Here is a 22,795-nt window from a genome sequence, read left to right as displayed (position 1 = left end):
TGTTCCCGTTTCAGAATGGAACGGACTTAGGCAGATTTGCCTCATTCAGCTACTTCGCGCTAAGGTTGGGTACTAATTCAGCTTCACAGGTGGATCTCAGAGAGGAAATGCAAAATGCGTAGAGCACAGAAAAAACCTGCACCCCGTGCCATCTTTTGGATTGCGGCAGCGCTGATTGTCTCGGTTTTCTGTGCCGCGGTGTTCGTGGCTTACATTGTCACGCAGCGTAGCAATCTGGCGCAGCAGCGATTGCGACATGACATCGTTCTGCGCGGTGCTGATGCCATCGGTCTTAGCTTTAACACAGCCCTGAAACGGGAGTGGGACAGTCTTCACGCCGTTGCCCGCAATATCAGTAATTCCAGCAAGGAAGAGATTGATGATTTTGTGGATGCAGTGGCACAGACCGGGGGGCAGGTTGCGTGGGCGGGTGTTGCTGATCTGGACGGCCGAATTAAATCGGGCTCGAACCGTTTGCGTGAGGGAGAGGTCGTGAGTGAGCGTCGCTGGTACCGCGAGGGACTGCGCCAGGCCAATGTAGGAAATGTCTATACCAGCGACTTCCTTGAACGTGACGAAAACCATAGAAAGCAATCTCTACTCAACCTCTCGACGCCGGTTCTGGATGAGGAAAGTGGCGAGGTTACGGGGGTACTTGTCTACAGTCTTCGGATGGCTTGGGTGCAAAACTTTCTTATCCGTGCGCGAAAACAGTTGAACATTGATGTGGTGGTGCAGAACCGGGAGGGGGAAACGCTTGCAGACACCCGCGAGACGGCGCACAGCCTTCCCGAAGCTGCAATAGTTCAGGCCAAGCTGGGGCGAGATCTAGGCAACACCTTCTACCTGCTCGACAAGACGGACGGGCTTTATGCCTTTTCCCCGAACTTCGTTAGCGATGAACTTCCGGACTTCGGCTGGCGGGTCTTTGCTGTTTTGGATTCGAGTAATTTGATCGACGTTATGCCGCAATTGCTTCGCACCTCTGTTGTCGCAGTTTTGTTCGCGGCGGGCTTTGTTTTAATCGTTACATTGTTGGTTGCACGTATCGTGCTGAGCCCACTGCAAGACTTGACCAGCACCGCAATAGCTATGGCGGAAGGCGACTTTGAATACCCGCTGGAAAGCCGAAGCTCGCGCGAAGCGATCGCGCTATCCCAAGCTCTGACGCGAATTCAGGGCACCCTAGCGTTGCATGCGAAACTGAAAGCATATCAGGAAACTCACTCGCGGCGAGCCATGCCAAGTGGCGCAGAAGTGACCCCACTCAGAGATGGAGATACCTCAGACCAAAACTCTGACGAACCTTGGCACCAAAAGAAGACGAGGAGAAAAACGTGAGCAAGACGGGCTATACAATGCAGTTCAGGGCTCACCCATCTTGGTATGCCAGACGAAACGACAACACGACGTATACGCGATTGTCACTGGCCATACCTTTGCTGTGCCTCGCGAGCAGTGCAGCACAAGCAGACGGCACTTTTTTCCAGCTTGATCTGGGCGCGCCTACTGCGGACGCCGTGCTGGCTGCGACGCGGGGCAAGATGAGCTATGGTGCGAACTATTCAAACTATGAGAGCGGCTGGAGCGCCGGTATCCATGTCACTCGCGATTTCGCCATCGAGGATTTTGGGACCTTGAAAATCGGTCCCAGCCTCGGCACCAGTGATGAAGTGAAACGCATTAAACTTGGCGGAAAAATAATTTTAGAGCGCTATCAACCAACCAACTTTGGGTTTTTATTCCTATCGGCTCAATACAATACGAATGAGAATGACTGGTTTACCCTTGCCCAGATCGGCAACGCACAGGGTCTGTCCGTCGATCTCACCGCGGGTGGCAGCGACAATTACTCCGAACAATCCGTTGCGGTGAACTATCGCCTAAACGGCGGGCCAACCAGTTTTCGCGGGGGGTACCGCTTTGATGCGAAGGAAGTTTTTATTGGGGTGTCCGTCAACACATACTGAGCTTATCAGTGTCGCCTGATCCCAAAGCCACGAAAGATGTCACGGACCAGGTTCCTCATTTTGACTTCGTTGACCCCCGGCTCATGGCCATCGGCGTAGAATTTAACGAAGAATGCTTCGCGCTGCGCTTCCGTTGGCAACAATTGGAGACGCGCCCCGTCTGCAACTTCTGATATGGCGTAGGTTTCAATGCGCCCCGGGATGCTCTCGATCACCAAATGTCCACGGGACTGAATGGGGATCGAGAGGCCGCGAATACGCACCGTGTCCATAGTCAGAGACGTAATCCAAAGCTCGTGATGACGCCCATCGGTCGAAAAGACCGCGCGTTCCGGCTTGTCGCTGACGTGCAGCTCTTTGCGCGGGCGCTCCACACAGGCAAGACATGTCACGGCCAATACCGCTAGATTGTACAGGCTCCAAAAAAGGATGACCCATTTCCCGTCACCGGAAGAAAAGGTGGCGTATTGGTCGAAGATGATCCCAAGAAGCAAGCCGATAAGCGTTAGCAAAAAGCCAATTAGAAACGGCATCATCAGGCGCCACTGCACCACCACTTTCGAGCGGTCTCCGCCTTTGGCAGTCACCGAAAATGGGTGCCCATGCGGCTTGAACAATCCTGTAAAGGCAGCACGGCTGATCGGGATCGCACCCAGAAGCTGACTGACATCGTTCAGGATTGGCACAACCATACCACGGGTCAGAAAGTTCAGTGTGATGAGGATCCAGAAATAATAGGATCCGAAATAGCTGATCACATCAGGCAACCGTGCATTGACGACGATGATGTCGAAAAACCAGTAAAGGAGTGGAAAGATGATGGCCGCGATGCGGAACGGATAGGTGGTTGTCCAAAACAGGATCGAATCCAGAACGCTCCATCGGTCACGCAGCCGCAGGTTGTTTGCCGACAGCGGTCCGAGGGAAGATCGCGCAATCTGCATCAGGCCAAGGCACCAGCGCGCGCGTTGGGTCACATACTCCTTCAGCCCTTCCGGTGCGAGACCTTCGGAGAGTGGCTCTGAGAGGTAAACAGATCGCCAGCCATCGTTTTGAAGCGCGAGTGTCAGCATAAAATCTTCAGTTACGGATTCGGTGTTGAACCCGCCGATCTCGCGGAGGGCACGCCAGCGGCAGACCGAGGATGTGCCGCAGCAAAAGGCAATGCCCCAGCCATCCCGAGAGGGCTGCATGTGGTCAAAGAAGAAACGTTGTTCATCGGGATAGGACCGCCCGACATTGAAGTTATGCTGGATCGGGTCTTGGTTGAAAAAGTGCTGTGGAGTCTGGACCAGACCAACTTCGGGGTCATGAAACAGCGCCAGCGTCCGGGATAAAAAGCCCCGATGTGGCACAAAATCGGCGTCGAGCACGGCCACGAAGTCAGGAGGGATTACATCCTCGGCCAGACGGTCCAGCGCGTGGTTGATATTACCGGCTTTCTGCCCTTCATTGGTCGGGCGGCGCATGTAGCGCACCTCCAGCTCTTCGCAGAAATGACGCAGCCAATCCCGCCGGTTGTCGTCGCAAACGATAATTTCCTTGTTCTGATGCCGCAGGAACTTTGCACCGACGATGGTCCGTTCGAGGATTTCCTTATCTTCGTTATAGGTGGCGATCAGGATCGCCACCCGCGGTTCTTGCCGACCCCACCAGCCTGCATGGGCGTCGGCCTCCTTGCTGCGCAATTTGTAGCGCGACAGGATCAGAAAGGCGCTGAGTGACCCGACGATTGAAAAGGCTTCAAGCCCGAAGAGAAGCCAGCTTCCGACCATGTCGAGACTGAGTTCGGGGGGCGCTAGCGTCTGTGTGGCCCGCCACCACATATAGCGCAGGGCAAGAATACCAGCGACGCCAAGCAATAGCGCACGATGCCAGTGTTTCAGAGGGTCGACAAAGAGCGGTATCAGTGTCCCGACACCGACCACCAAAAGAAGGTGCATGGCGGCCGAGCCCAATTCACCAAGATGCGGAAAGGGCAGCATCAATCCAGCATAGCCCGGAACCAATTGAGGGGGCGCTCATCAAAAAATGCGCGTCCGGTGCGCCCGATGGCGCAACCGCGCTCGCTATCCGCAGTCAGTTCCGGCACCAACAAAGCGACGTCATAACGTTCAAGGTGCTTTTGGGAAGGTGCAACTGCGAGGCTCTGGTAGATAGACGCCGCACCGGCCCCCGCCAGACGGGCGACGGTGCCCTCAAAGACTTCTTCTCTTCCAGTCAGGCGAAATGAAGCGGCTTCGCCAATTTGTAGCGAATTGAATACACGCTCGGTGACAGAAAGCGAGACAAAGGTCGCATCACAGTTCACCAGTCTGAGGATCGGATCGCCTCGCTGCACGTTGATGCCATCGGATTGAAGCACCTCCCAGTAAAGTCCGTTGACTGGAGAGGTTATTTCTCTACCGCCTGCCGCGTTCACAAGCAGATTTTCGCGCTGACTGCGCGTGGTGATTGCCCTAAGCCTCCTTTGCGCTTCCGCAAGCCCATTCTGGAGCTGCGAAATAACGGTTTTCAATTCTGTTGCGCGCTGCTGGGCATTGGGAGAATCGTTGTATCCGTCGCCGAGGAAAACTCCAGCGCGCGCAGTATCAAGGGCAATCTGCAACACTTCGACCCGTTCACGAGCGTGATCGAGGATCAGCGGCACCAGCCCCGGCTCCATAGGAATGCGGCCTGGCAGCTCTCCCACAAGCGAGAGAATCTCTTGATCTGTGTTCTCTGGCAGTTCGCCTCCCTCCAAAATGGCAAGCCGGATACGGGCGTGTTCGAGACGGGTGCTCAGCTCTTTCAGCCGCGCCACGCGGAAAGTTTCGACACGGTCCAGCAGGCTAGTCCGTAGCGCCTCAGTGCTTTTCAGATCCGCTTCAAGGCGGGCGATCTCTGCCTCAATGAAGCTCTGTTCCATTCGCAAATCGTTCAATCGAATGTTGTCGACCAGCGGATCGTCTATAGAGGCAAGCGTCTCACCCTTTTGTACGCGTGCGCCAAACGGGAGGTTGGGTAGCGTAAGGTCACCGGCTGTATCGGCGCGAACTGTCACCACCGGCGCATTTACAAAGGCGTTGGCACTCGCTCCGGCCATTTGCTCGGCGATGATGACCCATAGCGCCACCGCGATAAGAAAGATACTAATGATCAGGCGTAGCAGCTTCATGCGGTCTCTCCAGCTTCAGATTTAATCTACGAAAGGTTGTACCCTTGTATGGACCGCATGGCGACCCTAGGCAAACCAGCAGTGAACAGCATCGTACAATCAGAAAATGGCGATTATTTGCCTTCCCGCCATGCGATTTGCGCCAGAAGTGCAAGTGTATCCGCATAGTAGCCCTGACCGGGATTTGGCAAGGTGGGGGGTCTGCCCGCAGCAAGATCCGCTACCGCACGAAAGCCAGCTGCATCACTCTGGACGAGCATTTTCCCCGAAGAGTCTGTAACTGTTGCCACATGCCGATCCAGCATGGCAGCCGCAAAACGGGTACTAACGATTTGCATCGCGGGATGGGCCGCGCGCCCAGACCAAAAGAGATAGAGCGGAAGGCGTAGTGCATCCCAGCCAAAATTGTTCGAAAGGTTTAACGCGGGTTTGATGCCGCCTGGGGTCACGTTGATCCAGTCCCGCAACGCGTTTGGAGTGATCAACAAACGCTCCCCATGGGCGGCCGCACGCAAAAGTTCAACCTCGCCTGTCGCGTCGCCTAGCTCAATAAGCGCCCGAATCATATAATAGGAGGGGTTCAGAATGACCGAGTTTCCGTCCGCGGTCGTGTGGCTTGCGGGTTTAAGCAGCAACTCAAGCGGCGCACGTGGGTCGGGAGCAAGGCATTTTTCGACAAGTGCGCGGCATATCGGCGCGATTTTATCCTCATGCCCAAGCCACCCTGAATCGCGGCTGGCACGCAACAGCGTCCAAGCGCGTAAAAGGTCCCCATCGGTTGCATTCCTGGTATCCGCGAGCCCGTCTAGTTGCCATTTCCAAGCCATTAGCCCGTCCGCCCGAATCCCTAGCTTGGCTTGGGTCCAGGTCTCGATCAGATTAAATGCCGTTCGATCGCCAAACGCCTGCGCGAGCAAAAGTCCGTAGGCTTGGCCTTCGGAATGGCTGATTCCGCCATTCCCGTCATCGACCACGCGGCCATCACTCGCGAGGTAGTTGCTTTTCCAGCGGTTCCACGCATCCACTAGCCATTGCTGACCCCAAGCAGGTAATGCAGCCAAGCTCGGCAAAGCCAGTAACAAGTGGCGTCTATTCATGGATCAACTCGATGATGGACTATAACGTGTTGGCGCTTTTGCCAGACCAATCAGAATGTAAAGCGTAAGGAGTGCGGTATTCAATCACAACCAGCCCAATATACTGCTTGTGCAGCGAATGGCGGCAATGCGGCTCTTTGGAAAGTACGGCCGAAGCCGCTGCATTTGCGCCTCCGTCAGCCAATAAAGATTGCTCATCATATCCCCCTAAAACTGGGGGCCGTGAATCATGACAGCGCCACAAGCTCAATCAGTTAATGGGTCCTGACCCTGGCATGGCTGCCTATGCAGCCGCCAAGGCGGGGCTGATTAGTATGACTCAAGTGCTCGCTGCAGAACACGGCGCAGAGAACATTCGGGTCAATGCGCTCCTGCCAGGAGGCACAATGACCGCCATGGCAGGAGATGATCCCGGCTTTCATGAGGTCGTGCGCGGCCTTCATGCGTTAAAACGGATGGCTGACCCGTCAGAAATTGCGCAGGTCGCATTATTCTTGCTTTCCGAGAGCGCATCCTTTGTGACCGGTAGCGCCATAGTCGCCGACGGTGGAAACTCGATTAACAAATTTTAGGCATAGCAGAGCGGACGTTGACCTTCTAAGTGTTGATGTCCGCTTTGACCGTTCAACCGATCTTCACCCGTTAAAAATGCTGCAAGATGAAGCAATGGCCGGTTTGGTGAAGCTGCGCCGCAGAGGTGACCATCTTGGCGAATGTCCGGTCCGGGCCGTTCGCGTCGGTGGGATGACCCTCTACACGAAAGGCGGAGAGCGCTTACTCTTCGCGAACTGACTAATGGTTGGCTATGCGCAGAAAGCACCCTTTCCAAACCTAGCCCAGTAACCTAACCAACGCACGATTTTCGCCGCGCTATCGCAACCAAAAGCTGCCGCTCGTCCTAAGTGCAGCATGAAACTAGCGTGGTGTGACAGGGGAGCGGACAAACCTGGCTTTCGTAAAGTCAGACAAAATGTCCGCGACTCTTGTCATTTTCGATAGAGCCGTACCGGGCTTCCATCTGCGCGAGCGATGATGCCTTTTGCTTCAAGATCGAGCTGTACCGTTTTCAGCCACCAGCCCGCTTTAGCGCCGCCCGGAAACAGGCTCTGGTCCAGATGCGGCAACAAGGCCGCTTTGGCCTCGGCCACTTTAAGGCCCGGCGGGTCTTTCGGCAAAATCGGAAGAAACGCCGCCTGCATCGCCTCGTATTTGGCGCGGTCGAGCCGAGTGGTGCGGCCAGGCGTATTCGGGTTTTCAACTTCAATCTTGTCGTCAGACATCGAGCACTCTCCTTACATCAGCGACGGGCGGGTTGCGAAAACCCATGCAGATCCATGCCCACAGCAGTCGCGCCATAAACCCGGTCGACTGGGTAGCGGCATTGGGCAGATCATCGGGCAACTTATCCGGGGCGTCGCGGGTCATGGTGCGCAGATCCGGCCCTGGGGCGGCGCCATCGGGCCACTGGGCGGCATAGAGGCTAAGCCAATGACCGCCCTTGAACTGCAGCCAAATCGGGCTGTTGCAGCATGTCGCGACGATCCGCTGTGTGCCCGATTGCGGAGTCAGCCTGAACGCGGCAAGATGTTCCAGCCCCCGCTGCAGCACTGCCCGATCCTTGCGTTGCACGACAAAGCGGGTGCCCCCGTTCGGCTCCGTGATCGCCACGCCCAGGCGGTCAGCCGCCGTGCGACAGGAGGTGCAATGGCATTCTGCGACCAGTATCGGCGGCCCGGAAAGCGAAAGCGCCACGGCGCCACAGGTGCAGGTGATCTCAGTCATTCGGATACACCATCGAATGCGGCGCGCATGGCGGCGATGTCGATCTTCGTCATCCCTATCATGGCGGCCTGCGCGCGCCCCGCGGCGTCTCGGTCGGGATCGGACAACATATGCGTCATGGCCGTCGGCACAATCTGCCAATGCACGCCAAAACGGTCACAAAGCCAGCCGCACCGTCCTTCGCTGCCGTCTTCGCTCAGGGCCTCCCAAAGCCGGTCGGTTTCGGCCTGGTCGAGCGTAGCCACCGAAATTGAATGATCGTGTTGTGGCGCAAAAGTCTCGTTCCCGTCCATGAGCATGTATCGCGTGCCCATGCAGGTCCACAGAACCATCGACATGTTCGGCCCAATAGGCTGTACAAAGTCGACCGAGGTTTCGGGAAGCGTCGCCGCATAAAAGCGGGCGGCGTCTTCGGCCCCTTCTTTGAGAAAGATACACAGGCGGGAGTTCGGTCGGTCAGTCATCGTGGATCTCCTGAATAGGCGACCGCATGGACGCCGAACAGGCAGCGGACATAGCGGTCGAGGTGGTCCAGAGCGTCTCGTGCGAGCTCAGGGTCATTGCCAGCTTTGGCAAGGATGAAACCGCCCTGAATGACGGTCTGAAAATGGCGAGAGAGGGATTGTGGCGTCCAACCATCCGGTGAGATGCCCCGCACTTCGATCGCCGCCGCGATATCGGCTTCGAGCGTTTCGGCATGGCCGAAGATGCTGACACCGGCCGCGTCGCGGATCTCCGGCGCGGTCGCATGAACCTCTTGCACCAGAGTGCCAACAAGACAGGTGAATTCCGGTATGTCGTTGGTGATCATCGCGCGACGGAAGGCGATATAGGCCAAGACGCGATCAAATGGATCGCTTGGCGCATGATAAGGCGCACCCTCGAAGAAAGCGCCCGTTGTGTCCGTCCAGAAATTTGCTGCGGCGACGCCGAGCGCGTCCTTTGATTTGAAATGATGGAAAAACGCCCCTTTCGTCACCCCAGCTGCCTTGCAGAGATCGTCGACGGTCGTCGCGGCGAATCCTTGCTTCCGCACGATGTCGCGGGCCGCTTCCAGCAGCCTGTTTCGGGCATCCCCGCGTTCTGGAGCATGTTTCGTTGGACGTGACATAGAATATACATACCAACCAGTTGGTATTATGTCAATTCGAGCAAACAACTGTGCCTGCAGAAGTCATAGAGTGATCGTTCCGGCGATGCGCAGCATTTGACGTTTTGGGCTTATTCCGTTGGAACACTCGACTACACAGGAACGAGCCGGTCCTAACGCATCAGAGACTGTGAAGCGCCTCCATCCTTTGCGCAGCGTTCCGTGAGCTGAGGCCTGTCCACTGAAAGGCGCGCTCTTTGGTGAGCGGCGCCTTGCGAGTCTTCGGTCACGCCTTGCGCGGAACCATCGCATGTGTCCTGACTGAAGTCCCCGGTCCGGCCCCTGTCACCGCTACAGGCTTGCGCCATCGAATTTCTGTGTGAACAGGCATGCAAAAATGGCTCTGTCGCGCATTTGGTGCAGTTGAGTTGCCAGAACGCTATATCTCGGCTAACTTGATGGAGATTGCCGATGGGTTCATGGTTTTCGCGACGAGATTTTCTACCGGCAGGGTTGAAGGCCGGCCAGATTGAGCTTGATGGCAACAGGATCCGGGTCCACGCACGTTCCCTGGATGCCTCGGCAGCATGTCCCCGCTGCGGCGCGGTCTCTCGTCATGTCCACAGCAAGTTTTGGCGTCGGCCAGCCGATCTTCCCGCCCATGGCCGAGAAGTTGAACTGGTGCTGCTGGTTCGTCGATTTCGTTGCCGCGCTGTAGGTTGCCCAACGAAGATTTTTTCTGAACGGTTCCCGCCTGATGTCACGCGGCCACATGCGCGCCGGACGTCACGCTTGCAGGAACTGGTGCGTCACATCGGCATTGCTCTCGGTGGGCGCCCCGCGCAGGCGCTTGCCGGACGGCTTTTGCTACCGGTGAGCAAAGACACGTTCCTGCGCAGCGTTCGGGCGAAGACCGAGGGGGCTGTCGCGGACCCCCGCGTGGTGGGTATCGACGACTGGGCATGGCGGAAGGGACAGCGCTACGGTACGCTGATCTGCGATCTCGAACGGCGGAAGGTCATCGATCTGCTCCCCGACCGGGAGCCCGCCACTGTAGAAGCGTGGCTCCGCGCGCGTCCCGGGATCGAGGTTGTTGCCCGTGATCGCAATGGTGGCTACGGCGGTGCCACCGCGCGTGCCCTGCCGGACGCGGTTCAAGTCGCGGATCGTTGGCATCTGTTAGAGAATGCAAGTGCCGCCTTCCTGGCCGCCGTGCAGCGGAACATGCCAGCCATTCGCAAGGCTATCGGGGTAGCGACCCTCGATCCGAGGCTTTTGACGGCAGCGGAAAGGCTGCAATTCGAGGGTTTTCAAAGGCGCCAGCAGACCAACCACATGGTCCGCCGAGTGGCAGACGAGGGTGTTCCCATCAAACGGATCGTGCGCCTGACCGGGCTGAGCCGCGGCTTGGTCCGCCAGATCACCAGCGGTGAGCGAGAAGATGTTTTCCGCATCCGCGAGAGCAGCTTGACCGCTTGGTTGCCTCGGCTGGAACGGGAGTGGAGCGGCGGATGCCGTAATGGCGCAGAACTCTGGCGCCGGTTACGGGATGATGGATTTCAAGGCAGTCTCCGGGTCGTCGGCGAGTGGGCAACACGTCTGCGCCGCGCCGAACAAGCGGTGCCGTCCGGAACAAGAAAGTCGCCACCTGCCCGAACGATTGCGCGGCTCCTGACCATGGGACGAGATCATCTGACCCGTGCCGATGCAATCCAGGTCGCGCGGATCGAAGCGGCGCTACCAGCTCTGGCAACCGCCCGGGAACTGACCTACCGATTCACTGACATGGTGCGAAACGCCCGTGAGAATGCCCTGGCCGCCTGGCTCGACGAAGCCGAGGACAGCATGCTCTCATCCTTCGCGCGTGGCCTTCGTAGCGACCAGGCCGCAGTTGCTGCCGCGCTGCGGGAGCCTTGGTCGAACGGGCAGACCGGGGGCCAAATCAATCGCCTGAAGACGCTGAAACGCCAGATGTATGGTCGCGCGAATATCGACCTGCTCAAGGCTCGGCTTGTCGCAGCATCATAGTTGAAAAGGTGCATCAACTTTGAGTCAGAGTCATTTTTGCATGCCGATAGGGGGGCAAGTTTGCGTGCCGATAGACATGCTTTTTCCCGCATAGCCGACTTTTGGCAAAAAATGCTGCAAAATGTAGACCAGACCAAATACACAAGGTTCATGACACTCTCCACCGCCCTCGTGACCGCTCTGACTGTTCTGGCGATCGCTCTGCGCAGTGCGTTTTTCACGGAATGCTTTGGGCATTCAAACACTCCTGTAATGTCAATAATTCCCGGGCGGGTCACTGGCCGGAAAGGACTCGTCGCTTTCCTCGTCCACTAAGGTCCACGTCTGGGGCGGGTTACGCATCTGTCCAGGACCGGCATTGCGCACCTGCTTTTCCTCGGAGTCCTCCTCCGCGTCGGACGGCAATTCGCCGGGTTGCTTCGTGTTCAGATCTCCCTGAGCATTGGCGTTCACATCCACACGATGCCGCCCCGCCGGATCAATCTGTTGGGCGGACTGGTTAATCGTGTTTCCGTCTCGCCTCAGCTCGTCGGGTGGAATGATCCTCTTCTTTTCACTTCTGTCTGACATGATATTTCCTTTACGTACGGCCTAAAAAAGCCGGCTCAGTTCATTTTTCGACTTCAACTTCGGGATCATCTGGCGTTATCGTTTGCGTTGGCGCACCGTCAGGCACTTTCACATCCCCGTCGCGGTATTCAGCCGGAGTCGTACTCTTACCGTGTTCATCGACGGTGGGCGCAATAACGACCAGTTCAGCCAGTACAGAATTAGCGCGACACCAAACACGGCAATGACACCCATCCCGATCAAAGGTCCACGGTGACGAGCTTTTGTTTTTCCAGATTTGTATCGGCCGGGCTCATAAAATTCCCCCTTTTTAAGATCAAGAAATCGCTCGGCTATATGCCTAAACCGTCACCGTTCTTAAAGTTCTTGTTCACCAGGCATCTTATTGGTCCAGCGGTGATAGGCCGAAGACGTGGACTGGATGGCGTTCTCTACATGACGAACACCCGACGCTGTGCATGCAATAGTCCCGGCGCGTTCCAGTTCGTCCTTGGACGACACTGTACCGGTCAATTTCACCTTGGCATCGGCAACCTCAATCGTGATTTCCGACGCATCTATGCCTTGATCCTCATCAAGCCGCCGGACCACATCTTTCTCGATTTCCCGATCAGTCGAGGTGTGGGCCTTGTCCTCACTTGCATCTTCGGGTGGCATCTTTATCCCCTAGAATTAGTCGATTAAGGCCAAGTTATAGGTGCGGACCGCCCGCTGTCGCGGTCGGCGACGATTTTGCCTTGGCAGACGATTTTGCCTTGGCAACAGCTCACATCCAGTAAAACGGAACGCCATAGTGTTCATGAGTGCGCCGCTCCCAGTCGCGATCCGTACGCCAATCGTCGTGGCGGTCAGGCGCGCCGGTCACTTCACTTTCGGTGAGATCCGTCACAAACCCGTTATGTGCCGTGTCAAAGCGGAGCTTGCCCCACGGCACGGGAAAATGGTCCTCACCCAATCCCAGAAATCCGCCGAAGCCCATAACAGCGTACGCGACCCGTCCGGACTCCTTGTCGATCATAAGGTGGTCGATAGTTCCAATTTGGACACCATCGTTTCCATAAACCGCCGTGCCGTTGACATCGGACGACGATACAAGACTTCGTTGTGTCGATTGTTCCATCAGATATTCCTCCTGTCTGTGTGATGTAAGGAAAACCGACAGAAACGGTGCTTTGTTCCGATGCTCTTCCAACACACGCAGCTTTCCGCGCACTGCGCGAACCAAGAGCAAATTCCCACCCATATAGACGTGCTTCTGAGCCTTCCTGGCACAACCACGCCGAACTCGGGCTCTTTCAGAAATTATTCGACAACGACGGAGGGGCGCGCGTCGGATATATGGATGGTCACCGTTCTCCGGGCCCTGCTCACGGCAACAAACATGACCCGCCGTTCTTCGGCATTCGGATATCTAACCCAAATCTTAAGCGCGATAGTGAACGGCATCGTCAAAGCCAGATCAATGAACAGCTGCGGTGGCGTTAGGCAAGAACCAAGTGTTCGGAACACCGTTTGTACCCCAATAGCTTTCCCATTGGGCTTTTTTCTCCAATTTCGCGTGCACGGAAAGAAATGTTCCCCCGCCGGTCCTATGTCGGACGGCTGAGTTTTTAGCATACCCCCCCCGGGGGGGGGCGGGAGATCATCCTGGCAGTCTGCCTTGAACTACCCACCATTGGTAGTTCAAGGTCAGGCACAACAAAACAGATGCCTTTGAGCGAACAGATAGAGGGTTCAATGCGAGTTTTCTTCACAGGTGGCAGCGGCAAGGCTGGCCGATGGGCCATCCAGCATCTTCAGGCACAAGGCCACCATGTCGTAAATGTTGACCGATCACCGTCCGGGCTGGAGTGTCCCGAATTGTTGGTGGATCTGTGCGATTCAGGGCAGGTCATTGGTGCCATGTCCCAGTTCACCGAAGCTGCTGAACTGGACGCAGGAACGGGCGTTCCGAAATATGATGCGGTTGTGCATTTCGCGGCCATTCCACGCGTCATGATCGGCACAGATGGCGAGTGTTTTCGGCAGAATACTCTGAGCACCTATAACGTCATCGAGGCGGCTGTGAAGCTCGGCGTCCCGAAGGTGATATTTGCAAGTTCCGAGACGACCTATGGCATATGTTTCGCGGACGGTGAGTTGAAACCGGATTTTGTGCCGGTTGATGAAACCCACCCGACCGTGCCCCACGACAGCTACGCCATGTCGAAAGTTTGCAACGAGGCGACCGCACGTTCCTTTCAGGCGCGGTCCGGTGCCGACATTTACGGATTGCGGATCAACAACGTGATAGAGCCACATGAATATGCCGAAGTTTTCCCCGCTTTCATGGAAAACCCGGCCCTGCGGCGGCGCAATATATTCGCGTATATTGATGCCCGCGATCTCGGGCATATGGTCGACTGCTGTCTGAAGGCCGACGGTTTGGGGTTTGAAGTGTTCAACGTATCGAACGACGACATGTCGGTTGGTATCACCACGGATCAGGTGATCGAACAGTTCTACAAGAATGTCGAAGTTCGTGGCAAAATGGGCCGAAAAGAAACCTTCTTTTGCAACAAGAAGGCGAAGAAGCTCGTCGGGTTTCAGCCGAAGCACTCTTGGCGTGATGTTCTGCAGTGAACGGCCCAATCCAGCCTTTCATAAAACGCGGCTTCGCCACAGTGCAGCTTCCAGAAACCCGCCATTCACGCATCACGTCGTATTTTTCATGGTAAGGTCGGGCATGCGGAACGAAGTGATCCTTGGCCGCGGCTCCGTCAAAGTTTTCTTGTCCTTAGGTGGATGGGATATAATTAAAGGAAACTTTGAGGTACGCATTGTGTTTACAACATTATCCCACAACGCGGGTGGGCAAACGCTTAATTCTGAGGTCTTTGCTGCAACAAAGCCTGACGACTTTATGCGGGTGGTCAGAGGTGTAAACAATCTGGTCGTCGCGGCCTGAATATTGAGAGCTAAAGATGCAAGAATCTGAATTTCGGAAATGGCTCGAAGCCCAAGGGCAAAGTGAAACATCAATAGGTTCCAGAATTAGCACGGCGCGCCGAGTTGAGAATGCGATCGGGGATTTGGATGAGGTCCTTGCAGGGCAAGAACTAAAAGACCTGTTGCGGCAGTTTTCCTACAGCACGGAAAACGAGAGAAACAATGCTCCCAATCCATCACCTGTGCAGATTGATGGTAATCTAAGGAACGGTCTGGCAAGCCTGCGCCGATCCATCAGCCTATATGCTGACTTTATTCGCAACAGCTCATCCATGCCCAACAAACTGGAACACTCACATTACCTTCGAGAGCTGACTAAATCCGAAATCATCGCTGCCATGGATGATTGCGACGCGCAGGGCCTCGAAGCATTTCTACAGAAACGCAGCTTCGGAAAGCCGCAGGTTTGGACGACACGACCGGTCGCTGAGGCCGGCCACGACGACAGTGAGGCGCAACGTTACCCCGCAAAAGCGATCGTAGCCGCGGCAGTTGCAAATTTACCAGACGGGCCTGCCCTATCTGCTAAGGAGTTTTTCAACGGCTTTGGAGAAAGCCAGTCATTCGAGCGTTTGAAAGAATTGGGCTTTGAACTGATCGACAACAGAGAGAAAGACAAGCAACCCGCCGATTTCTCTCGACAGAATGTTGAAGCGGCCATGGTCGCCTATGACGCTTATGTATTTGATGGCTCCCAGAAGGAGGTGTTCGATGCTTTCGGTGATCCCAGAGACTACTGGGTGAGATCAACGCGGAGAACAGCCACACAGCCTTACCCGACCAAACCACTGGTTGGCTTTCTACTCGGAAAAACGACGCTGAATGGCGGGTGGGGGCAAAAATCGGATGCAGCCGCCCGTCTCCACAACGCCGGCTACATTATCGTAGATCAGGACAATACCCCTGTTGAGCCGCCAGAGCGCTATAGTCACCTTATTCGAGATGCCGATCGCATCCGGGCTTGCGCACTGAACTACCATATTGAACCAGCCCGTGAGGAGGGACAGGCTTTCGTTACGATCAAAGCTGGAGAGCTTGGAAAAGAAATAGGTCTACAAAACTCTCATCCAAACATTTGCAGCGCACTCTTGGGTTCGAAATTTCAAGAAATGACTGGCCTTCCCAAGCCCACCTACACAGAGCCGCAGCCCAGCAGCACGACCGAATTCACCTATCAATTGACCCGTACCCCCGGCGCAACCACACCGGAAACAATACTACGGCCAGAACAGGGATTAGATATGGAACAAGCGAAGAACCTGATTCTCTACGGCCCGCCCGGCACCGGTAAAACACATGCGACGGCAACCGAAGCGTTGCGCCTGTGTGGCGAAGAGGTCCCGCAAGACCGCAAGGCGGTTATGGAGGCCTACAACCGCCTGAAAGCGGAGAAGCGGATAGAATTTGTAACCTTCCATCAATCGATGTCCTACGAAGACTTTGTAGAAGGCCGGCAACCTACCACTGATGCAGAGGGAGACAGCAGTTCTGGAACCGGGTTTAGGCTGCAGACCGTCCCTGGCGTTATTCGGCGAATGGCAGAGCAAGCTCAATTCGGCGGATCCGAAAGCACTGGAGACGACGACTTTTCCTTAGAGGGCCGACAGGTTTTCAAAATGTCGATTGCCGCTGGAAAGGATCCCTCTGAACAATACCTGTTCGATGAGGCAATCTCGGAAGGTCACACTCTCTTAGGATGGGAAGACATTGATTTCAGCGACCCCAAATATACCGACCCTGAAGAAATTTTGAAGATATGCCGTGCCGAAGGGCGCCGCGAAGGACCTGTCACGAAACAATCCGGCCAAGTCGCTCTTGTTGACGCCTTCCGCAACCAGGTTCAGGTCGGTGATATCCTCATTGTTTCGAAGGGCAATAGTCTGTTCCGAGCAATCGGAGAAGTGACGGGAGAGTATGAGTACAAGCAGAGAGACAATCAAAAATATTGCCATCGCAGGTCCGTGAACTGGCTTTGGGTAGACCGTCAGGGGCTTCCGGTATCAGATTTATACGGCTCGAATTTCACGATGCGTTCGATCTACCGCCTGGGGGAAAGCAAGCTAAAGAAGCCCGCCCTTCTCCGCCTGATCAATAGCGTGAATGAAGAAGCGGTCCTCGAACAGCTCCCTCATGTGCTGATCATCGACGAGATCAACCGTGCCAATATTTCGAAAGTCTTCGGCGAACTGATCACCTTGATTGAACCGGACAAGCGGTTGGGGATGGAAAACGCTCTTAAGGTGCGCCTGCCTTACTCTGGCGAAGACTTCGGGCTCCCCAGCAATTTGCATATCCTTGGCACAATGAACACCGCTGACCGCTCGATCGCGCTCCTCGACACTGCCCTGCGTCGAAGGTTCGAATTCAAAGAGATCGAACCTGATCCCGAAACGCTCCACGATGCAGCACAGCTTTGTGGTCTTGATCTACCCAAGATCTTACGCGTCATTAACGATCGCATTGAATACTTGTATGATCGCGAGCATCGGATCGGGCATGCCTATTTCATTGGCTGCGCGTCCCGCGAAGGCGTTGACGAGACAATGCGCCATAAGGTGATCCCGCTGCTGGCAGAGTATTTCTTCGAGGATTGGCACAAGGTTGCCGCAGTGTTGGGGGATGCCGAGGCTCATGAAGGTCCAATTACTGGCGGCTTTCTGAAGCGAGAACTGTTGGAAGCACCTCCGGGAATGGACAGCGACGCGGATGGCCCAACAAGGTTCCGCTGGAGCCTGAAGGATGCAGATGAAGGCTTTGACTATGCAAGATTGATGGCCTGATGAACTCGTGCAGCATCCGTGAATGGGAGAAAATCTCCTTCGGAACGGACAGCGATCCCATTACCGAAGGCCAGGCTGACCGCCTCGCAAAAGTAGCGCGGCAATCCGTTTTTTCAGGCAGCAGCGGAGAAGGTGTTTTGGAGCACCGCCGCAAGCACCTGCGTGCTCGGGGTGTGGTCGGGGTAATTGCCGCCACAGACTGCCAGCTTGAGATACTCCCCAAAATTGAAGCATCAGGGGAGCACGACGCAGCGCCAGAAACTCTACGCCGACGTCTTGTTCACATGCTGTCTGTGGCGCGCGATCTTCGCATTGACGCACAGAATACAGCGAGTCTGGGATGGCAGCGCGACACTCTGCTTGAGATCCTGATCAGGATCTTCTGCAACAAGATGACAGAAGCCGTGCGTCATGGGATCCCGCGTCGCTACATCGCCCACACAGATGATCTTCCAGCGCTGCGTGGGCGTCTGAATATCACAAGGCAGTTTTCTGTTCTAGCGGCACAGCCCCAGCATCTGGCGTGCGAATATGACGAGCTCTCTCCGGACATTGACCTCAATCGGGTCCTGAAGGCCGCAATTTCTAAACTGTCTCGGGTTGCGACCGCCGCGGATAATCTTAGGTCTCTGCGTGAACTCTCTTTTGCCTACGCCGACATCACCGACGTCGCACCCTCGGCGCTTCGCTGGGACCGTATTACACTTGATCGCACCAATGACAGATGGCGCGAGTTATTATCACTTGCCAAGCTTCTTTTAGGGGATCGCCACCAAACAACAAATTCAGGAGCCAGTGGCGGCCACGCCCTCTTGTTTGAAATGAATGTGCTCTTTGAGGAGTATGTCACCAAGCTTCTTAAACGAGGGCTTGCTGGCACCCCGTTCACAGCTACTTCCCAAGGTGGTCAAAAGGACTGCTTGTTTGAGGGGGAGCAAGGCCGATTTAGAACGCGCCCTGACATCATAATTCGTCACCACGGTGAAGTAGTCATGGTCATCGACACAAAGTGGAAACGCATATCTCCCCGTATTGAGGACGCCAAACAAGGCATTAGTCAGGACGATGTATATCAGTTGATGGCTTATTCAGAACTATACAAATGCGACCGCGTCATGCTGCTCTACCCGCATCACCATGGGCTATCTGGTATTCCGCAGCAGCAGGCATATGCAATCGGTACTGCCGAGGCCAAAAGAAAGCTCTTGGTATCCACTATTGACGTTTCACTTAACCAATCACTGATAACAGCATCGCTGGTCCATTTGGTTACGACCGAATAGCTGACCTTGGCGCAGGCATCAGCACCGTGATAGTTCCCTTCGGACTGTGAATGGCTGCTTTACTTGCGGCATATCTTAATCCGCTCGGGTGCAGCGAACAACCGCTCTCCACCCTCCGTGTCGAGTTTCACACCACCGGCACGCGCCGCTCCCCCCCCAATGCAAAGCGCCCGGAGCGGGCAATCCGATCCGGGCGCTTGCGTGGTGCCGCCACGTCGTCCAGTCAGCTATGACCTTTTGGCCCCTTCCTTGTTCCACGGTCGCATCACCGGCATGGCCGAGGTCACCTTCCAGCGGCTCAGGTTCTGGTGCGCCTGGAACGTGCCGCGCAGCTCCAGCAGGGCGCCGTACCATGCCAGGTAGGCACGGCGCGCCGCACCGATCTGGGCCTGCGTCGGGCTGAAGCTGATCGGGCAGATCAGCACCGGCACGCTCACCCGCCGTTTGCCCCGGATCTCGATTTCGGTTCCGATGCGCTCGGTCTTCGCCCGCCTGCCATAGCGGTTGCTGGTCCAGTCCGTGACCACGCACTCGATGCGCGCATCCTCCATGCAGTCCGGCACCCGCCGCGCCCGCGCATAGTCCGCCATCGCCACCGCCATCCGGCGCCCGCCACAGCGCTCCGGCAGCGTTGCAACGGCCGACGCGACCAGATCCGCATCCGGATCCGGATCGGACCGGCCGCCGCCGTCGATCCGGCAGCCCAGCACACCGCGCTGCGCCATCCGGTAGGCATTGCCCGTGGGCCAATAGCCTTGCACCAGGCGGCCCGGGTCCTCGAAGTCCACCTGCGCGCATTCATCCGCGAAGGCCCACTCCAGCAGCCGCTGGATCGAGATCTCCCGCCGCACGCGGCCCATGCTGTCCGGCTTGATCACACCCTGCACGCTCATGCCGCAGCCCCTCCCCGACCGGCCGCATCGCCCAGCCCCAGCTCACGGGCCTGCACGCAGCGGGCGATCTCCGCCTGCCGCGCCTCCAGCCAGGCGAGGTCGCCCGTGCCCAGCTCCTGCCCCCTGCCCTGCGACGCCCGCAGATCCTCGGCCCGGCGCAGGTTCTCCCGCGCGCCGTCGCGGATCCCGTTGACCACGAAGCTGCTCGGCCACTGCCGGTTCGACCGCAGCCACCGCATCAGCTCGGGCGCAAAGCCCTGCGCCAACGCCGCCTCGCCGAGCCGCGCCGCAAAGACCTTGCGGATCAGCGGCGAGGCATCCGCCTGTGGCGCCTCGATCACCCGCGCCCGTTCCAGCACCCGCGCCGCCAGCGGGAACCGGTCGCGTTCCTTGCCGCCGCCGCGCCCGGCCATGTCCTCGGCCAGCGCGCCCAGGCCGTCGGCCGTCATGTAGGCCAGCCGCTGGCACAGCTCGTCCTGCATCGCCTCGAACGCAGGCTTGGCCATGCCCGCCGGTCGCATCAGCCCCAACCGTTCCAATTGATCGATCAGCAGGTGCCGCACCCGCTTCTCCCCGTCTTTCTGTGCCCGTTCATCCATGCCTTACCCCTTTTCCCAGCCAGCTTCGTTTCAACCCTCAACCCCGTTTGCGTCCTGCCGCGCCCTTGGTTTCTTATATTGTCGTGTCTTGTCTTGTGGTGCGGGACACATAGACCCCTTAAGTCGCCGTTATGTCCGTCTATGTGTCCGCGACTGTCCTTATGTGTCCCGGGACTGTCTCTATGTGTCCGTGGACACATAGAGACACATGTCATTCCCTTTGCGATTTGCGGAAGAAGCCTGCGGCCACCTTCTCGAGGCAGGCCTGGATGGCGCCGTGCAGCTGCGCCTCGGTGCGGCGCTTGTTGCCCTCGCGGTCCATGGCGTCGCGGATATGCGCGTCCACCCAGTAGACCTGCGCAGGCTCCATCGCGATCGAGGGCGCCACACCGGCCAGCGCCACCGCCAGGCGGTCCAGCCGCTTGCGCGCCGAGGCGCTGTCCGTGCGCGCGGCGTTCAGTTCCTTGCGGGTCAGCGCCTCGAGCACCACGCGGGTCACCGTGTTGTGCATCAGGCGCACGGTGCCATCGTCACACACGCAAGGGTGCCAGCCATGCAGCACCCCGTAGGGCCGCTCGACCAGCGCCTCGAAGGTCATGAGATCGACAAAGGGCACGAGCATGCGGGCCAGCCGCGCGTGATCGTCCGGCAATGTCCCGACCGGCGTTTGCTCATGGGACATCTGTGCGAGGTCGAACCACATGCCCTTGACCTCGTGGGTCGCATTCCAGCGCATGTCCGAGTTGAGATACCGCCGGAACTCCCACGCGATGAACCCGTGACTGTCCAATCGCACCGATGACGAAACGGGATACTCGGGAAGCTCGGTATTGCCGACCAGGCGAAAGACGGCGCCCGGATTTGAAGAGGTTGCTTGTCTCACAGCTGGTCCACCTTTTGCTTCTCGCGCGCCGCCTTGCGGGGCTCGTGGGAGGCACCGGCGCGGATGGCGGCGTGCAGGTCCATGACCCCGGCCTGCGATGCAAAATGGCCCTGCAGGACTTCGGCCACGGCCTCGCCGTTCAAACCGGCCAGGTTGCCAACCTCGCGCGGGCCCCGTGACCCGACCCAAGCCGGGACCTGTCCCCGCTTGGCGTACTCCTCGCAGGCCTCGAGGATGGCTTGCTGCAGCACCGCGCACCAGAACCGGCTGAGCTGGCGGCCCACACCGTGATCCGCTTGCGTCCTGCGCCACTCCTGTGGCCAGACCGGGCGCACCTCTGTGTCCTTGCGGCCATGTTTGGGATTGCTGCGTTCCGCTTCATGACGGGCCACGACACGGTCGTGTGCCGCGTAGAACTGCGCCATCGACAGGCTCAGCAGATCCACATCATCGCTCAGATCGGTGGCGTTAAAGTCGGCGACAGACATCAAAGCTCCTTCAGCAAGGGCGCCGGTGACAGACCGGCAGGCGCGCGCAGATGCGCAGGCACGGGCGGGTAATCCCCGGGACGGGTCAGAGCCTTGCGGCACGGGGGAATGCGCCGCTTGAACGAGGCGGCGATCTCATCGACGGCAACGGCTGGCTTCAACCAGATCAGCCACTGATACGACGTGGCACTGCTGGGCTTTTCCATCTTGCCCTTGGTCAAATCGTCGGGATCGTCCTTCGAGGGGCGCCAGACCGGCACGTCCGGATCCAGCAGAACCCCCTGCCACATCACCACGCGCTCGACGAAGGGCAGCGCCCAGGTCTCCGGCCTGTCGCGGAAGAGGGCTTGGTAGCGCGCGGTGCCCTCGTCGAAGGACGTGCGCACAAGGACCGCCACGCCGACCTCGGCCAGCTCCAGCGCCCGCAGGATGAACTGCGGGCCCAGACGGAACGGCGGGTTGGTGATGATCCAATCGATGCCGACCGGCGGCTCGAGGTCCGGCATCAGGAAATCGACGCGGCCCGCCATGCCCTCATAGCCATAGTCGTGCACATCCGTGGCCCAGACCTCGGCAAATTCCTCACCCAGCACACGGGCCATCTGGCCACGGTTGCAGGCAGGCTCCCAGGCGTGCTGCACATCCAGCGGCTGGTTCATCTGCTTCAGGAACGCCAGCAGCGCCCGCGTGGCCCACGGCGGCGTCGGGAAGTCGTCCAGGCTGTCGGTCGGCTCGGCCCGTTGCTGCATGACGGCAGAGGATCTGTTCTGGCTCATCGCTCTGACCGCCATTCAGCCACGGCCATCGCGGCAAAGATCAAGAAGGCCTCTGCGCCGCGCCCGCCTGCATCGATGTCACCGGAAGCCACAAGCTGCTCGGCCACGCCGAGCGGGCCCAGGTCAAAATCATGATTGCCGCTGTTCTCCCACCTGGCAGACAGTATCGCGTGCACCTGGTTGCGCAGATTCATGCCCTGCCCCGCAAAAAGGGCTGACCGGGCCCAAACCCGGCCAGCCAGTGATCGAGGCAGATCGGGGGCATTCGCGCAGCACCGCGCCCCCGGGTACGGATCATGAGGACAAGCAAAGTCCCGCCGCGCGAAATTGTTGATGTAGCAAAGACGGCAATCCGTGAAGCACAATTACTTTCTGAAGCGACTTGTTTCATTGTCATGGGTTCACCTCTGG

Annotated in this window: 23 protein-coding genes and 1 pseudogene; 7 read left to right on the top strand and 17 right to left on the bottom strand. The window is 57.5% G+C overall.

The window, feature by feature from the left end:
- Positions 1-114 precede the first annotated feature (114 nt).
- Positions 115-1,341, top strand: a complete 1,227-nt coding sequence (locus BUC08_RS16700) for a HAMP domain-containing protein (RefSeq protein WP_051694689.1) — start codon at positions 115-117, stop codon at positions 1,339-1,341.
- On the top strand, positions 1,338-1,970 hold the full coding sequence (locus BUC08_RS16695; protein ID WP_234973767.1) for a hypothetical protein: 633 nt from the start codon (positions 1,338-1,340) through the stop codon (positions 1,968-1,970). The genes BUC08_RS16700 and BUC08_RS16695 overlap by 4 nt, the downstream gene beginning before the upstream one ends.
- Before the next feature lie 5 nt (positions 1,971-1,975).
- On the opposite strand, the gene BUC08_RS16690 is transcribed toward BUC08_RS16695, so the two are convergent.
- The 3 genes from BUC08_RS16690 to BUC08_RS16680 all read right to left on the bottom strand — a co-directional run bounded on the left by BUC08_RS16690 (position 1,976) and on the right by BUC08_RS16680 (position 6,224).
- A complete protein-coding gene (locus tag BUC08_RS16690; RefSeq protein ID WP_037931202.1) occupies positions 1,976-3,955 on the bottom strand; it encodes a glycosyltransferase family 2 protein in 1,980 nt (659 codons plus the stop codon).
- On the bottom strand, positions 3,955-5,127 hold the full coding sequence (locus tag BUC08_RS16685; RefSeq protein ID WP_037931201.1) for an HlyD family secretion protein: 1,173 nt from the start codon (positions 5,125-5,127) through the stop codon (positions 3,955-3,957). The genes BUC08_RS16690 and BUC08_RS16685 overlap by 1 nt, the downstream gene beginning before the upstream one ends.
- A gap of 113 nt (positions 5,128-5,240) precedes the next feature.
- Positions 5,241-6,224, bottom strand: coding sequence for a glycosyl hydrolase family 8 (locus BUC08_RS16680; RefSeq protein WP_081855481.1), 984 nt, complete (start codon positions 6,222-6,224; stop codon positions 5,241-5,243).
- Between the two features lie 269 nt (positions 6,225-6,493).
- Here BUC08_RS16680 and BUC08_RS16670 point away from each other — a divergent pair.
- A pseudogene (locus BUC08_RS16670) lies at positions 6,494-6,796 on the top strand (SDR family oxidoreductase); the annotation flags it as partial.
- 414 nt (positions 6,797-7,210) lie between these two features.
- Here the strand turns inward: BUC08_RS16670 and BUC08_RS16665 are convergent.
- Genes BUC08_RS16665 through BUC08_RS16650 form a run of 4 tightly spaced genes read right to left on the bottom strand, consistent with a single transcriptional unit; the run spans position 7,211 to position 9,117 of the window.
- Complete coding sequence (locus BUC08_RS16665) at positions 7,211-7,504, bottom strand: DUF6958 family protein (protein WP_037931197.1); 294 nt, start codon at positions 7,502-7,504, stop codon at positions 7,211-7,213.
- Positions 7,497-8,006 carry a GFA family protein gene (locus tag BUC08_RS16660; protein ID WP_037931196.1) on the bottom strand — a complete coding sequence of 170 codons (510 nt, stop codon included), beginning with the start codon at positions 8,004-8,006 and terminating at the stop codon, positions 7,497-7,499. The genes BUC08_RS16665 and BUC08_RS16660 overlap by 8 nt, the downstream gene beginning before the upstream one ends.
- On the bottom strand, positions 8,003-8,470 hold the full coding sequence (locus BUC08_RS16655; RefSeq protein ID WP_037931194.1) for a VOC family protein: 468 nt from the start codon (positions 8,468-8,470) through the stop codon (positions 8,003-8,005). The genes BUC08_RS16660 and BUC08_RS16655 overlap by 4 nt, the downstream gene beginning before the upstream one ends.
- Positions 8,467-9,117, bottom strand: coding sequence for a TetR/AcrR family transcriptional regulator (locus tag BUC08_RS16650; RefSeq protein ID WP_037931191.1), 651 nt, complete (start codon positions 9,115-9,117; stop codon positions 8,467-8,469). The genes BUC08_RS16655 and BUC08_RS16650 overlap by 4 nt, the downstream gene beginning before the upstream one ends.
- Positions 9,118-9,567: 450 nt before the next feature.
- Here BUC08_RS16650 and BUC08_RS16645 point away from each other — a divergent pair, with 450 nt between their 5' ends.
- The gene (locus tag BUC08_RS16645) at positions 9,568-11,124 is read left to right on the top strand and encodes an ISL3 family transposase (RefSeq protein WP_037931189.1); all 1,557 of its coding nucleotides are present in this window, start codon (positions 9,568-9,570) and stop codon (positions 11,122-11,124) included.
- A 30-nt stretch (positions 11,125-11,154) separates the two neighbouring features.
- Here BUC08_RS16645 and BUC08_RS24380 read toward each other — a convergent pair whose 3' ends face one another.
- The 4 genes from BUC08_RS24380 to BUC08_RS16630 all read right to left on the bottom strand — a co-directional run bounded on the left by BUC08_RS24380 (position 11,155) and on the right by BUC08_RS16630 (position 12,814).
- Positions 11,155-11,361 carry a hypothetical protein gene (locus BUC08_RS24380; RefSeq protein ID WP_143186766.1) on the bottom strand — a complete coding sequence of 69 codons (207 nt, stop codon included), beginning with the start codon at positions 11,359-11,361 and terminating at the stop codon, positions 11,155-11,157.
- 18 nt (positions 11,362-11,379) lie between these two features.
- Positions 11,380-11,694 carry a hypothetical protein gene (locus BUC08_RS16640; RefSeq protein WP_037931187.1) on the bottom strand — a complete coding sequence of 105 codons (315 nt, stop codon included), beginning with the start codon at positions 11,692-11,694 and terminating at the stop codon, positions 11,380-11,382.
- A 357-nt stretch (positions 11,695-12,051) separates the two neighbouring features.
- Complete coding sequence (locus BUC08_RS16635) at positions 12,052-12,351, bottom strand: BON domain-containing protein (RefSeq protein ID WP_037931185.1); 300 nt, start codon at positions 12,349-12,351, stop codon at positions 12,052-12,054.
- A 109-nt stretch (positions 12,352-12,460) separates the two neighbouring features.
- On the bottom strand, positions 12,461-12,814 hold the full coding sequence (locus tag BUC08_RS16630; RefSeq protein ID WP_037931222.1) for a PRC-barrel domain-containing protein: 354 nt from the start codon (positions 12,812-12,814) through the stop codon (positions 12,461-12,463).
- A 617-nt stretch (positions 12,815-13,431) separates the two neighbouring features.
- Between BUC08_RS16630 and BUC08_RS16620 the strand changes: the two genes are divergently transcribed.
- From BUC08_RS16620 to BUC08_RS16610, 3 genes are all read left to right on the top strand, one after another.
- A complete protein-coding gene (locus tag BUC08_RS16620; protein ID WP_037931182.1) occupies positions 13,432-14,316 on the top strand; it encodes an NAD-dependent epimerase/dehydratase family protein in 885 nt (294 codons plus the stop codon).
- A 341-nt stretch (positions 14,317-14,657) separates the two neighbouring features.
- The gene (locus BUC08_RS24975; RefSeq protein WP_234973766.1) at positions 14,658-17,462 is read left to right on the top strand and encodes an AAA family ATPase; all 2,805 of its coding nucleotides are present in this window, start codon (positions 14,658-14,660) and stop codon (positions 17,460-17,462) included.
- Complete coding sequence (locus BUC08_RS16610) at positions 17,462-18,745, top strand: McrC family protein (RefSeq protein WP_037931180.1); 1,284 nt, start codon at positions 17,462-17,464, stop codon at positions 18,743-18,745. Before BUC08_RS24975 ends, BUC08_RS16610 begins: the two co-directional genes overlap by 1 nt.
- Positions 18,746-18,972: 227 nt before the next feature.
- On the opposite strand, the gene BUC08_RS16605 is transcribed toward BUC08_RS16610, so the two are convergent.
- From BUC08_RS16605 to BUC08_RS16580, 6 genes are all read right to left on the bottom strand, one after another.
- Positions 18,973-19,638: a hypothetical protein gene (locus BUC08_RS16605; protein WP_051694688.1), complete on the bottom strand. Its 666-nt coding sequence runs from the start codon at positions 19,636-19,638 to the stop codon at positions 18,973-18,975.
- The gene (locus tag BUC08_RS16600; RefSeq protein ID WP_037931178.1) at positions 19,635-20,237 is read right to left on the bottom strand and encodes a hypothetical protein; all 603 of its coding nucleotides are present in this window, start codon (positions 20,235-20,237) and stop codon (positions 19,635-19,637) included. The genes BUC08_RS16605 and BUC08_RS16600 overlap by 4 nt, the downstream gene beginning before the upstream one ends.
- Before the next feature lie 211 nt (positions 20,238-20,448).
- On the bottom strand, positions 20,449-21,120 hold the full coding sequence (locus BUC08_RS16595) for a hypothetical protein (RefSeq protein WP_234973765.1): 672 nt from the start codon (positions 21,118-21,120) through the stop codon (positions 20,449-20,451).
- On the bottom strand, positions 21,117-21,608 hold the full coding sequence (locus tag BUC08_RS16590) for a hypothetical protein (RefSeq protein WP_051694687.1): 492 nt from the start codon (positions 21,606-21,608) through the stop codon (positions 21,117-21,119). The genes BUC08_RS16595 and BUC08_RS16590 overlap by 4 nt, the downstream gene beginning before the upstream one ends.
- Positions 21,608-22,384 (bottom strand): class I SAM-dependent methyltransferase, encoded by a 777-nt coding sequence (locus BUC08_RS16585; RefSeq protein ID WP_073194299.1) that lies wholly within the window; start codon positions 22,382-22,384, stop codon positions 21,608-21,610. The genes BUC08_RS16590 and BUC08_RS16585 overlap by 1 nt, the downstream gene beginning before the upstream one ends.
- Complete coding sequence (locus BUC08_RS16580) at positions 22,381-22,578, bottom strand: hypothetical protein (protein WP_037931176.1); 198 nt, start codon at positions 22,576-22,578, stop codon at positions 22,381-22,383. The genes BUC08_RS16585 and BUC08_RS16580 overlap by 4 nt, the downstream gene beginning before the upstream one ends.
- Positions 22,579-22,795: the final 217 nt, after the last annotated feature.

The organism is Pseudosulfitobacter pseudonitzschiae (assembly GCF_900129395.1).
GTDB classification, from domain to species: Bacteria; Pseudomonadota; Alphaproteobacteria; order Rhodobacterales; family Rhodobacteraceae; genus Pseudosulfitobacter; species Pseudosulfitobacter pseudonitzschiae.
This window is presented reverse-complemented; position numbering and strand designations above follow the sequence as displayed.